The sequence below is a fragment of the Falsiroseomonas stagni DSM 19981 genome, assembly GCF_900114315.1.
GTDB lineage: Bacteria > Pseudomonadota > Alphaproteobacteria > Acetobacterales > Acetobacteraceae > Falsiroseomonas > Falsiroseomonas stagni.
Genome location: NZ_FOSQ01000002.1, coordinates 501,906 through 514,207 on the forward strand (window position 1 = coordinate 501,906; position 12,302 = coordinate 514,207).

Below are 12,302 nucleotides of genomic sequence, written 5' to 3' on the forward strand. Positions count from 1 at the left end.
GCTACCCGCGCTCCGCCCGCCAGCGGGCCCAGGCCGCGGTCTCGGGCAGCGCGCGGGGGCCATCGCCCGGGCCGGTCAGGCGCAGGCCGAGGTCGGGGGCCTCGGGCGCCGCGGGGCGCGACAGGATATGCAGGTCGAGCGCGGCGCGGGCCAGGTCGATCTCTCCCCGGAGGGTCGCAGTGGCCCCGCCCTCCGCGGCCAGCCTCGCCTCCTCCAGCCGCAGCCGGCCCGCCGTGAGCCTCGCCGTCGCATCCAGCCGGTCGAAGGCCGTGGCACCCTCCAGCAGCGCCCGCCGCGTGCCGCGTTCCGCCGCCACCGGATCGGGCAGCGCCGTGGCCTGCGCGGCCGCCGCCAGGTCGAATCCCGCCAGCACCCCGTCCCGCAGCCCGATGCCGACCTGGCCTTCGAGTGTCCCCAGCAGCGCGGCCGGGGCATGGCCGCTGGCGGCGACCGCGAAGGTGAGATCGCCGCGCCCGGCGGTGAGGTCGACCGGCACAGCGAAGAGCGGCGCCGCGATGCTGGCACCCGTCAGCCGCCCCTCCGCCGCCAGGCGGGGCGGCGCCTGGGGATCCAGGTCCAGCGTCACCAGCGCCTCCAGCGACCCGCCCGCCAGGCGGGCGCGCATGCCTTCCAGCCGCAGGCGGCCGTCCGCCAGCCTCAGCATGGCCGTCACCTGGTCGGCCACCGTGCCACCGACCTCGATGCGCGCGGCCTCCAGCGCCAGTTCGGCGTCGAAGCCCGCCAGCGCCTCCAGCCCCAGGGGATTGCCGCTCCGCCACCCCGCGAAGGGCAGCGGCAGGCGTTCGGCGGCGAGGCGCCCGGTCAGCCTTGGCCTTCCCGCCAGCGAAAGGGCCAGCGCGCCCCGCGCCCGCAGCCCGCCGGCCACCACCTCGAAGCTCTCGGCCGCGATGCCCTGCGGCCCGGCGGCGAGGGTGGCGATGAGGGAGAAGGACCCCTCCCCCAGCCAGGCCCCGGCATCGCTGCGGAAGGCTTCCGCCAGCAGCCGCGGCGCGCCGGGATGGCGGAGCGTGACGCTGGCGCTCCCCCGGCGCTGCGGCAGGTCCAATGTGCCGGAGGCTTCCAGCCGAAGTTCCCCGACATCCGCGCCGCCGCGCAGCGCCAGCGCATCCAGCGTGCCGCCGCCGGACAGGCGCAGCGCCAGCGGCATGCCGGCGATCGCCGTGCGGTCCGGCCATTCCCCCGGCACCAGCGCCAGCAGCCCGCGGCCGGAGGAGCCGCTGGCCTCGATGGTCAGGTCCTGCAGGCGCAGCTGCGGGCCGAGCATCAGGACACCCGAGGCCGTCAGATCGGTATCGGCCAGCCGGCCGGACAGGCGCCGCAGCGTCATCCGGCCATTCTCCAGCGCGCCATCCAGGGAGGCCCGCTCCATCAGCGCGCCCCCCAGGATCACGCGGTCCGCGGCCAGGCGCAGATTGAGGTCCACGGCCCCCAGCGCACGGCCGGCCTGAACGGGGTCGAAGCCCTGGGGCAGCCAGCGGGCGAGGTCGAGGCGATCCAGCGTCAGCCCGATGCCCAGCGCCGGCCGCGCCCCGTGCCGCAGCACGCCGGCGCCGGACAGGCGGAGGTCGCCGATCGTCGCGGAAAGCTCCGGGATCGCCGCCTGCGCATCCTCCAGCACCAGGCGGAAGCGGCCCTCCCCCCGCCGCAGCAGGGAGGGGTCGAGCTCCTCCACCGGCAGGCCGATGGCGCCGAGGCTGGTGCGCATGTCGGGCCCGGCGAAACGCGCGCGTATCTCAAGCCGCCCGCCCGCGGTGGCGCCGGCGAATTCCAGCTCCGCCTCCCCCGGCAGCAGGACGGAGACGTCGCTGAGCGTGAGGCGTCCATCCTCCAGGAAGGCGGCGCCGCGGATGCGCCGCAGCGCCACGCCCTGGAAGGTGCCGGCCTCGGCGGACAGGTCAAGCGCAAGGGGCACCGGCCGCGCCGCGCCCTGCCGGAGGGCCGTGACCCAGCCATCCAGGTCCAGCCGGCTGGCCACCAGCGCCACGTCCAGCCGCGGCGCCGGCAGCAGCCGCAGCGCGATGGATCCCCGCGCGGGCACGCCGCCGACATCCATCACCAGCTGGTCGGCCGCGACCAGTTCCGCCGAGGCATTGAGCCGCCCCGCGAGGCGGAACGGCACGGCCGGCCCGGCCATCAGCGCGGCCAGGTCCGGGCCGCGCGCTTCCACGGTGCCTTCGAACCCCGCGCCCGGCACCAGCACCCCGCGCGCCGCCCCGCTGGCTTCCGGCAGGGTCAGGGAAAGTTCGAGCGTCGCGACGCCGTCCCAGCCCGGCCGGCCCAGCGTGCCGGAAAACCGCGCCGCGCGGCCCGCCCAGGTGAAGCTGCCCGAGGATTCGATGGCCTGCGCCAGGCCGGCGGAGGTCAGGCGCGCATTCACACCCTCCAGCACCGCATCGCCGATGCGCACGCGGCTGTTCTCCACCCGCGCATCCAGTTCCGTGATCCAGGCCGGGGGCCGCAGCGCCAGCAGCGCGCCGGGCGGCCAGGGCAGCGTGAGGTCGGCGCCGACCAGCGCGATCTCCCGAGGTGCCAGCCGCCCCGCGATCAGCGCGGGCAGGTCGAGGCGGACGCGCAGGAGCTGCGCGGTGACGCTGAACTCCTCCCCGGCATCGCCGATGGAAACGCCGCCGGCGCGCACCATGGGCTGGGGCAGCAGCAGCAATTCGACGGGGCCGTTCAGCGTGACGGCGCGGCCCAGCCGGTCGCTCGCCAATTCGGCCAGGCGGCCGCGCCAGGGCTCCCAATCCACCAGGCGCGGGCCGAGCCAGAGGCCCAGCACGGCCAGCAGCAGAAGGGACGTCAGCGCGACCGCGAGACGCTTCATCCGCCCGCCGGCGTGCCCCAGCCGCCACCGCCCGGCGTCTCAAGCGCCAGCACGTCACCGGGCTGCAATGCAGCACGGTCGCAGCCCTGCATGGGGTGGATGGACCCGTCCACGCGTTCCACCCATTGCCGTCCCGCCGCGCCAGGGCTGCCGCCCTGGAGCCCATGCGGGGCGACGCGGCGGCGCGATGCGACGATCACCGCCTCCATCGGGCGCAGGAAGCGGATGCGACGACGGCTGCCATCGCCACCCGCGAAGGCGCCGGCCCCGCCGGAGCCCCGCCGGATGGAGAATTCCTCGAGCCGCACGGGATAGCGGAGTTCCAGCACCTCGGGGTCCGTCATGCGCGTGTTGGTCATATGCGTCTGCACGGCAGCGGTGCCTGGGAAACCGGGCCCGGCGCCGGTGCCGCCGCAGACGGTCTCGTAATATTGGTAAACCGCGTCGCCGAACAGCAGGTTGTTCATCGTCGCCTGGGCGGAGGCACAGGCGCCGAGTGCCGCCAGCAGGGCGTTGCAGGTCATCTGGCTGACCTCCGTGTTCCCGGCGACGACGGCGGCGCCCCCGCCAGGTCCATCGGGCCGGGGCGAGAGGAACGTCCCTTCCGGCACCACGATCTCCAGCGGCACCAGGCAGCCATCGTTGAGCGGGATCTCCTCCCCAACCAGGCAGCGGAAGCAGTAGAGGACGACGGCGCGGCAGACCGCCGCGGGGGCGTTGAAATTGTCGGGGCGCTGCGGGCCGGTGCCGTTGAAGTCGATGGTAGCGCGGCGGTTGGCGCGGTCCACGCGGACGGCGACCTTCAGCGGCGTGCCATCGTCGATCGTCGTCTCGAAGCTGCCATCCTGGAGACGGTCGAGCACGCCGCGGACCGCTTCCTCCGCATTGTCCATCACATGCTTCATGTAGGCGCGGACGGTGTCGAGGCCGAAGTCCCGCACGGCGCGCTGCAATTCCTGCACGCCCTTCTCATTCGCCGCGACCTGCGCGGTGATGTCGGCGACATTCACGTCCGGGCTGCGGGCGGGATAGCGGGCGGAGGCCAGCAGCGCGCGGAACTCGGCTTCACGGAGGCGGCCCTGCGAGACCAGCAGGAAGTCGTCGATGACGACGCCCTCCTCCTCCAGCGTCGCCGAACCGGGCGGCGTGGAGCCGGGGGTGAGGCCGCCGATATCCGCGTGGTGGCCGCGGCTGCCGACGAAGAACAGGATTTTCGTGCCCGCCTCATCGAAGACGGGGGTGATGACGGTCACGTCGGGCAGGTGCGTGCCGCCATTGTAGGGGTTGTTCAGCGCGACGACGTCGCCCGGCCGCAGCGTTGCGGCGCGGGACCGGATGACGGTCCGCACGCTTTCGCCCATGGCGCCGAGATGCACGGGCACATGCGGCGCATTGGCCACCAGGCGCCCCGTCTCATCGAAGATGGCGCAGGAGAAGTCGAGTCGTTCCTTGATATTGACGCTGAGCGAGGTGTTCTGGAGCACGGCGCCGGTCTGCTCGGCGATCGACATGAAGAGGTTGTTGAACAGCTCCAGCATCACCGGGTCGACGCGCGTCGCGTCCGCCACGCGCGCGGCCTCCCGCTGCTCCGTCCGGCGCAGCACGAGGTGGTTCCTCGGCGTGACCTCCGCCGTCCAGCCAGGCTCGATCACCGTGGTGGCGATGGCCTCCCGGATCAGCGCGGGGCCGGGGATGCGGTCCCCGGCGCGCAGTGCATCGCGGTCCAGCACCGGCGCCTGCCGAAGCGCGCCGCCGGTGAAGACGCTGGCGGTGGCGAGGCGCGGCAGGTCCTGGCCGGCATCGCGCGGCGGCAGCGGGGCTTCCTTCACTGCCTCCCCGGGCGAGGTCACCTCCACCACGCAGGCCTCGACGACGACCTGGCGTTCCGGCGTGGCGAAGCCGAAGCGGCGGCGATGGGCCTCGGTGAAGGCCTCCAGCACCGCCGCGTGGTTGCCGAAGGGCACGGGCAGGAAGCTGTCCGTGCCGGCGTAGCGTAGATGCAGGCGGCGCGCGGCGCGCAGGGCGGCGGCATCGGCGCCCTGGCGGACGAGTTCAGCGCGGCCAGCTTCCTCCAGCGCATCGAGCCGCGCGGCGAGATCATCCATCGTGCCGTCGGCCAGCGGCGCCTCCACCGCGGCCTCCCGGATCGCGCTCTGGTCCGCGAGGCCCATGCCATAGGCGGAAAGCACGCCGGCGAAGGGGTGGATGAACACCGTCTCCATGCCGAGTTCATCCGCCACCAGGCAGGCATGCTGCCCGCCCGCGCCGCCGAAGCATTGCAGGGCGTAGCGGGTGACGTCGTGGCCCTTCTGGATGGAGACCTGCTTGATGGCATTCGCCATGTTGGCGACAGCGACGCGGAGAAAGCCCTCCGCCACCGCGTGCGGGTCCTGGGGCTGGCCGGTCGCGGCCTCGATCTCCGCGGCGAGGGCCGCGAATTTCTCGCGCACCACGCCGGCATCCAGGGGCTCGTTGCCCGCGGGGCCGAAGATGGCGGGGAACTGGGCGGGCTGGATCTTGCCGACCATGACGTTGGCGTCCGTCACGGTCAGCGGGCCGCCGCGGCGGTAGCAGGCCGGGCCCGGCACGGCGCCCGCGCTTTCCGGGCCGACGCGGAAGCGCGCGCCATCGAACTTCAGGATCGACCCGCCGCCGGCGGCGACGGTGTTGATGGCCATCATCGGCGCGCGCATCCGCACGCCGGCCACCTGCGTCTCGAACGCCCGCTCGAACTCCCCTGCATAGAGCGCGACATCGGTGGAGGTGCCGCCCATGTCGAAGCCGATGATCTTCTCCAGCCCCGCCATGGCGGCGGTGCGCGCCGCACCCACGATGCCGCCCGCGGGGCCGGAGAGGATGGCATCCTTGCCCTGGAAGGACCGTGCCTCCGCCAGGCCGCCGGAGGATTGCATGAAGTAGAGCTTCACGCCGGGCAGTTCGCCTGCCACCTGCTCGACGTATCGACGCAGGATCGGGGAGAGGTAGGCATCCACCACCGTCGTATCGGCACGCGGCACGATGCGCGGCAGGGGGGAGGCTTCGTGGGAGAGGCTCACCTGGGTGAAGCCGGCGTCGCGCGCCAACTCGCCGACGAAGCGTTCATGCTCGGGATGCGCCCAGGCATGCATGAAGGCGATGGCGACGGCACGGATGCCATCGGCATGGGCGGCCGCCAGCGCATCGCGCGCCGCAGCCTCGTCGAGCGGCTCGATCTCCGTCCCATCGACGGCCATGCGGCCACCGACTTCCGCCACCCGTTCCTGCAACAGGTCGGGCAGGCGCACCTGGAGGTCGAACAGCCGGGGGCGCGCCTGGTTGCCGATGCGCGTCATGTCCGCGAAGCCGCGGTTGACCAGGAGCAGGACGCGTTCGCCCTTGCGTTCCAGCAGCGCGTTGGTGGCCACCGTGGTGCCCATCTTCACGGCATCCACGACACCGGGCGGAATGGCCGCGCCATCGGGCAGGCCGAGGCAGGCGCGGATGCCGGCGACGGCAGCGTCGCGGTAGCGGCCGGGATTCTCCGACAGCAGCTTGCGGGTGGTCAGCGCGCCGGCGGGATCACGCGCCACGATATCCGTGAAGGTGCCGCCGCGATCGATCCAGAACTGCCAGCCACCCATCACGCATCCCCCTCGGCCAAACGGTGATCACACCCCGGCAGCGGCCGCGCAAGGCCGCCGGGGCGTGCTGCGTTTCATTGACAATTCATCGATAAATCGTCAACGTTTTTCCGGGACGCAGGAGGGCCACCGCCATGCCGACATCGAGACGCGGGGACGCACCCCCGGTGGTGTCCTCCGCCCATCTCGCGGCCGGTGCCTCCCCTGCCCTGTCGGAGGTGGAGTTCGGCCTGATCCTGGCCGGGCACGGCTTCAATCGCTGGATGGTCCGCTGCATGGCGGCGGCGGGACGGCCGGGGATGTCGCCGACCGAGATCCTGATCCTGCACACTGTCCGCCACCGCGACCGGCCGAAGCGCCTGGCGGATATCCTTCTGGTGCTGGACATCGAGGATACGCATGTCGCGACCTATGCCATCCGCAAGCTGGAGGAAGCGGGGCTGGTGGCGACGGGTCGCGCGGGCAAGGAGAAGGTGGTGAGCGCGACCGAGGCCGGAAGCGCGCTCTGCGGTGCCTATGCCGAGGTCCGGGAAAGGCTGCTGGCGGAGGCGCTGCGCGCATCCGGCCCCTCCGAGGAGCAGCTTTCGGCAGTGGCGCAATTGCTGCGCACCCTGTCCGGCTTCTACGACCAGGCGGCACGGGCGGCTGCCACCCTCTGACAGACCCCGCGCGGAGCCCCTGTGGCAGGGCCGGCAAGCGTGCTAGGACCCGGACCGCATCATCGAGGCCGGCTTGAGCATCTGGGGCAAACTCATCGGCGGCGTGGCCGGCTTCGTCACCGGCGGGCCGCTTGGCGCCGTGGTCGGCGCGGCGCTTGGCCACGCGGCGGATAATGGCGTCATGCCGGGGCGGCAGATCGGCCCCGGGGCGGCGGACCTCGCGGCGTTTCTCGGCAACAAGGAAACGCTCTTCGCCATCTCCGTCATCGTGCTCTCGGCCAAGCTCGCCAAGGCGGATGGGCCGGTGAAGCGGGAGGAGATCGACGCCTTCAAGGCGATGTTCCGCATCCCGCCGGAAAACCTGCGCGAGGTCGCGCAGATGTTCGACGAGGCCCGCAAGGATTCCGATGGCTGGGAGCCCTTCGCGGAGCGGATGGGGGAGGCCTTCGCCGACAACCGCGCGCTGCTGGAGGATGTGCTGACGGCGCTGTTCTACATCGCCCGTGCGGATGGGCCGGTGACGAAGGGCGAATTGCCGGTCCTCCAAGGCGTCCACCTGCGCTTCGGCCTGGATTCCGGCGCCTGGGAACGCGCCAAGGGCGGGGGATCGCCCGGCGGCGCGGCGCAGCGCGCGACGGAGGACAAGGACGCCTACGCCGTGCTCGGCCTGCCATCGACCGCGACGGATGAGGAAGTGCGCCTGGCCTGGCGGAAGCTGATGCGGGAGAACCACCCGGACGGCCTGGCCGCCCGCGGCGTGCCGCCGGAATTCGTGGACCGCGCGACGCGCAAGGTGGCGGAGATCAACGCCGCCTGGGACAAGATCAAGCGCCAGCGCGGGTTGTGAGCCATGCGCATCCGCGACCTGCCGAGCCCCAACCAGGATGACCGCCCGGCAGGTCAGGCGATCGACATGCTGGTCCTGCACTATACCGGGATGGAAAGCGGCCAGGCCGCGATCGACCGGCTGCGCGATCCCCTCGCCGCCGTCTCCTCCCATTATGTGGTGGAGGAGGATGGCAGCGTTTTCCGCCTGGTGGAGGAGGAACGCCGCGCCTGGCATGCCGGAATCTCCCACTGGCGGGGGGCCAGCGGGCTGAACGGCCGCAGCATCGGGATCGAGATCGTCAATCCCGGCCATGAATTCGGCTACCGCCCCTTCCCCGCCCTGCAGATGGCCGCGGTCTGCGACCTCTGCCTGGATATCCTGTCGCGGCACCCGATCGCGCCGCGGGACGTGGTGGCGCATTCGGATGTGGCGCCGGACCGCAAGGAGGATCCGGGGGAGTTGTTCGACTGGCAGGGCTTGGCGGCCAATGGTGTCGGGCTGTGGCCGGCCAACGCCGCGCCGAAGATGAACGGCGAACCGCTGGAACTGCTGGGCACGATCGGATACCGCACGGACCTGCCGTTGCCCGTGCTGCTGCGCGCCTTCCAGCGGCACTGGCATCCCGCCCGCGTCGATGGGCTGCTGGATGCAGGCACGCTGCGGCGCCTGCGCGCGGTGGCTGCCGCGGTGGCATGAGCGCGGCGCGCGTCGCCGCGATCCTCGGCGCCAGCGCGCCGCACCGGGATGCGCTGCAGGCCCTCGCCCTGGCCGGCCCGCGCGGCGCCTGGATCGGCGCCGGCTTCGTCCGCAACGCGGTGTGGGATGCGCTGAGCGGGCGTGCGCCGGATACCGCGGCGCTTGCCGATATCGATGTCGTGCACTGGGACGATGCCGCACCTGATACCGTGTTCGAGGCCGCGCTCCGCGCCGTCCGGCCGGGGCTGCCCTGGTCCGTGACGCATCAGGGCGGCATGGCGGGGGCGAATGGCCATGCGCCCTATCGCGACATCGCCGACGCGCTGGTGCATTGGCCGGAAACCGCCACCGCCGTCGCGGCGCGGCTGGTGGCAGGGCGGGTGGAGGTGCTGGCGCCGCTCGGCCTGGATGACCTGATGGCGCTGGTGGTGCGACCCGGGCCTGCCCACGCGGCGCAACCTTCGGTGGCGCGGGACCGGTTGCAAAGGAAGGCGTGGCAGCGGCGCTGGCCTGCATTGCGCGTATTCGGCCTGGCGGGCGATTGACCGCGGCCTCCAGGGGCGCGATGTGGGGGGCGGTGCCGGTTGGCTGGGCGACCGCTGGCGTTGGATGCCCCCCGGGGTGGTCCGGCGCTGGAGGAAAGTCCGGGCTCCACGGGAATACGGTGCCGGTCAACGACCGGCGGGGGTCAAACCCCAGGGAAAGTGCCACAGAAAGCAAACCGCCACGGCGTGGAAACACCCCGCGGCAAGGGTGAAAGGGTGGGGTAAGAGCCCACCGCATCCACGGCAACGTGGGTGGCATGGTAAACCCCACCGGGAGCAAGGCCGAATAGGGGTGGCCGGCAGTGCGGCATGGGGTTCGCGCCCCAGGTCGCGGATGCAGGGGCGTTCCCGCCCCGCCGCCCGGGTTGGCCGCGAGAAGCCTGTGGCGACACAGGCTCCAGAGGAATGGTCGTCCACTGCCTTCGGGCAGGGACAGAACCCGGCTTACAGGCCATCCGGCACCACTTTTCCCCGTTTTCCACAGGCTGAGGCCGGTCGCTCAAGGAACAAATTGCGAATCAGTATGACGTATACTGAATTGCATTTTTCTTCTCTCGCGCTGCCGGAGAACTGGTGTCTATAGTGCTGTAAATGCTAACTTTTCACTCCGCTGTTTAGAGTTTGCTAACGGTAATTCCTCTTGTCGTCCCAGGAAAACCCGTGCTATCCCAAGCCATCCCGTGAGGGACCCGGCTCGGGGGGGCATTGTGGGTCTCAAGGGGGATGGTCGGGCGAGCCGGCGGGGTCGGGGGGCCTCGCCGGCCGCTGAGCGGGGGACGGCGGCCGGCAGGCTGCCGATGGGGGCAGCAGCATAGCGCGATGACCCAGTTCGTGGGCACGCATTTCGGAAAGCGGGACTCCAAAGGCCGCATTTCCGTGCCCGCGCCCTTCCGCGCCGAGCTGGAGGCTGCCGCCACCAACCAGCTCGTCTTTCGCGTCTCCCATCAACATCCCTGCATCGAGGCCCGAAGCCGCGCCGTGTTCCAGCAAATGCTCGACAGCATCCTGCGCCTCGACCACTTCTCGGAGGAGCGCGAGGCCCTGGAAGCCGGCATCGTCGCCGACAGCATGATGCTGCGCATCGATGGCGAAGGCCGCCTGGTGCTGCCCGAGGACATGGTCGAGGAGGTCGGGCTGAAGGGCGAGATCGCCTTCCTCGGCAAGGGCGATCGCTTCGAGGTCTGGGACGCCGAAGCGGCGCGGGCGCATGTCGCCGCGGCGAAGGCGCTGGTGCGCGAACGTCGCCTCACGATTGCTGCGACACCCCTCAACACGAATCCGAAGGCCGTGCCATGACGGGCCACATTCCTGTCATGCTGGAGGAAGTGCTGGCGACCTTGGCGCCCCGCGCTGGTGCGAACTACCTCGACGCCACCTTTGGTGGCGGCGGCTATGCGCGTGCGATTCTTGCCGCTGCAAACTGCACTTTGTGGGCGCTGGACCGCGATCCCGATGCCATCGCGCGCGGCGCCGCGCTGGCGGCATCCCATCCCGGCCGGCTGCATCTGGTGCATGCGCGCTTCGGGGACATGCTGGACGCGATGGCGGCGCGCGGCGTCGAGACATTGGACGGCGTCGTGATGGATCTCGGCGTGTCGTCCTTCCAGATCGACCAGGCGGAGCGCGGCTTCTCCTTCCGCGCGGACGGGCCGCTCGACATGCGGATGGATCGCAGCGGCCCCTCGGCCGCCGATCTGGTCAACACGCTGGATGAGGGCGCGCTGGCCACGATCATCAAGGAATTCGGCGAGGAGCGGCATGCGCGCCGCGTCGCCCGCGCCATCCTGCGCGAACGCGCGGTGGAGCCCATCACCACGACCGCACGACTGGCGGAGATCGTCCGCTCCGCCGTGCCGCGCGACCCATCCGGAATCGATGGAGCGACGCGGTCCTTCCAGGCGCTGCGCATCGCGGTGAATGACGAGCTTGGCGAGATCGAGCGCGGGCTGGCGCAGGCGATGGGCATGCTGGCGCCGGGCGGTCGGCTGGTGGTCGTCGCCTTCCACTCGCTGGAGGACCGGCTGGTCAAGCGCGCCATGGTCGCGGCGGCGGGCCGCGGCGGCCACGCGTCGCGCCACGATCCGGCCTCGCTCCTGCCCCGCGGGGAGGCGGACTTCACCCTGCTGACGCAGCGCGCCCTGCGGCCGGGTGATGCCGAGACTGCCAGCAACAGCCGGGCGCGTTCCGCGCGCCTGCGTGCCATCGAACGTCGCGTCGCGTCGCAGGGAATGCCGTCATGATCCGGCCCTTCACCTTTGTCTGCTTCGTGGCCTTCGCGGGTGCCGGTGCCTGGCTGTATCAGGTGAAGCATCACGTCGCGACCTATGACCGCGAATTGCGGGACATCCGGCGGCAGACGGAACAGGCGCGCGACCGCATCTCCATCCTGCGCGCCGAATGGGCGCTGCTGAACGAACCCGACCGGCTTCGCCAGGTCGCAACGCGCCACCTGCCGCTGGAGCCGATGCAGCCGACGCAATTCGCCCGGCTGGCGGAGATGGAGCGCCGGCTGCCGCAGGCCGTGGCCTTTGCCGGACCGCCCAACCTGTTCGCGCCGCCCGAAGGCCCGCGCCACGCGGGCAACGTGATGGTCGCGGCAGCCCAGGTGCCGGCGCCCGCCACCCGGCCGCAGCCCGCCGCCGCGCCGGCCCGCACCGCGCCTGCGCAGGATCCGCGCGCGCCGGAAGCCCCCGCCTTGCAGGCGCTGGCGGCCACCGTCGCCGCGCAGCGCGCCACCCAGACCGCCGTCCCGCCGCCCGTGCCGCCCCGCCCCGCCCCCCTGCGGGACGTGGCGCCCCGTGCGCCGTCCCCCACCCTTGCGCAGCTGTCGCCTGGTGTGATCCGCCCGGCCGCCGCCGCACCGGCGCCCGTCACCCCCGCCGCCACGCCGGTTGCCCAGCCGCGCCCGCCCTCCCCCGCCCCGGCCGAGCCGGTGCGCGTGGCGCGCGCCGCGCCGGCGCCGGCCCCCGCGCCGGCGCCGGCCACCTTCGTCTCCGCCCTGGGCGGCGGCTCCAGCCTCGGCCGCCCGGCGCTGGCGCCGCCCGTGCCCTTCGGCTCGGCTTCCGCCGCCACGCTGGGCGGCCTCGCGCCCCCGCAGCCGCGCTGACC

The 12,302-nt window shown here is 72.4% G+C and carries 9 protein-coding genes and 1 other RNA gene; 8 read left to right on the forward strand and 2 right to left on the reverse strand.

Features of this window, described 5'->3' with window-relative positions; all coding sequences use genetic code 11:
• Position 1 precedes the first annotated feature (1 nt).
• Positions 2–2,845, reverse strand: a complete 2,844-nt coding sequence (locus tag BM041_RS09210) for an AsmA family protein (protein ID WP_092958598.1) — start codon at positions 2,843–2,845, stop codon at positions 2–4.
• On the reverse strand, positions 2,842–6,465 hold the full coding sequence (locus BM041_RS09215) for a hydantoinase B/oxoprolinase family protein (RefSeq protein WP_092958600.1): 3,624 nt from the start codon (positions 6,463–6,465) through the stop codon (positions 2,842–2,844). The genes BM041_RS09210 and BM041_RS09215 overlap by 4 nt, the downstream gene beginning before the upstream one ends.
• A 134-nt stretch (positions 6,466–6,599) precedes the next feature.
• Here BM041_RS09215 and BM041_RS09220 point away from each other — a divergent pair, with 134 nt between their 5' ends.
• The 8 genes from BM041_RS09220 (at position 6,600) to ftsL (ending at position 12,300) form a co-directional block, all read left to right on the forward strand.
• Entirely contained in the window at positions 6,600–7,124 is a 525-nt protein-coding gene (locus BM041_RS09220; RefSeq protein ID WP_092958602.1) for a winged helix DNA-binding protein, read from the forward strand.
• Positions 7,125–7,197: 73 nt separating this feature from the next.
• Positions 7,198–7,971: a TerB family tellurite resistance protein gene (locus BM041_RS09225; RefSeq protein WP_092958604.1), complete on the forward strand. Its 774-nt coding sequence runs from the start codon at positions 7,198–7,200 to the stop codon at positions 7,969–7,971.
• 3 nt (positions 7,972–7,974) lie between these two features.
• Positions 7,975–8,649, forward strand: coding sequence for an N-acetylmuramoyl-L-alanine amidase (locus tag BM041_RS09230; RefSeq protein WP_175533832.1), 675 nt, complete (start codon positions 7,975–7,977; stop codon positions 8,647–8,649).
• Positions 8,646–9,194, forward strand: coding sequence for a nucleotidyltransferase family protein (locus tag BM041_RS09235; RefSeq protein WP_092958606.1), 549 nt, complete (start codon positions 8,646–8,648; stop codon positions 9,192–9,194). Before BM041_RS09230 ends, BM041_RS09235 begins: the two co-directional genes overlap by 4 nt.
• A 35-nt stretch (positions 9,195–9,229) precedes the next feature.
• Positions 9,230–9,657, forward strand: an RNA gene (gene rnpB / locus BM041_RS09240) — RNase P RNA component class A.
• Between the two features lie 356 nt (positions 9,658–10,013).
• Positions 10,014–10,490, forward strand: coding sequence for a division/cell wall cluster transcriptional repressor MraZ (locus BM041_RS09245; RefSeq protein ID WP_175533833.1), 477 nt, complete (start codon positions 10,014–10,016; stop codon positions 10,488–10,490).
• Positions 10,487–11,434, forward strand: a complete 948-nt coding sequence (rsmH, locus tag BM041_RS09250; protein ID WP_092958610.1) for a 16S rRNA (cytosine(1402)-N(4))-methyltransferase RsmH — start codon at positions 10,487–10,489, stop codon at positions 11,432–11,434. The genes BM041_RS09245 and rsmH overlap by 4 nt, the downstream gene beginning before the upstream one ends.
• Positions 11,431–12,300: a cell division protein FtsL gene (gene ftsL, locus BM041_RS09255; RefSeq protein ID WP_092958612.1), complete on the forward strand. Its 870-nt coding sequence runs from the start codon at positions 11,431–11,433 to the stop codon at positions 12,298–12,300. Before rsmH ends, ftsL begins: the two co-directional genes overlap by 4 nt.
• Positions 12,301–12,302: the final 2 nt, after the last annotated feature.

Coding starts and splice junctions, on each gene's coding strand:
- BM041_RS09235 (WP_092958606.1), top strand. CDS start 8,646: ATGAGCGCGGCGCGCGTCGCCGCGATCCTCGGCGCCAGCGCGCCGCAC.
- rsmH (WP_092958610.1), top strand. CDS start 10,487: ATGACGGGCCACATTCCTGTCATGCTGGAGGAAGTGCTGGCGACCTTG.
- BM041_RS09220 (WP_092958602.1), top strand. CDS start 6,600: ATGCCGACATCGAGACGCGGGGACGCACCCCCGGTGGTGTCCTCCGCC.
- BM041_RS09210 (WP_092958598.1), bottom strand. CDS start 2,845: ATGAAGCGTCTCGCGGTCGCGCTGACGTCCCTTCTGCTGCTGGCCGTG.
- BM041_RS09230 (WP_175533832.1), top strand. CDS start 7,975: ATGCGCATCCGCGACCTGCCGAGCCCCAACCAGGATGACCGCCCGGCA.
- BM041_RS09215 (WP_092958600.1), bottom strand. CDS start 6,465: ATGGGTGGCTGGCAGTTCTGGATCGATCGCGGCGGCACCTTCACGGAT.
- ftsL (WP_092958612.1), top strand. CDS start 11,431: ATGATCCGGCCCTTCACCTTTGTCTGCTTCGTGGCCTTCGCGGGTGCC.
- BM041_RS09245 (WP_175533833.1), top strand. CDS start 10,014: ATGACCCAGTTCGTGGGCACGCATTTCGGAAAGCGGGACTCCAAAGGC.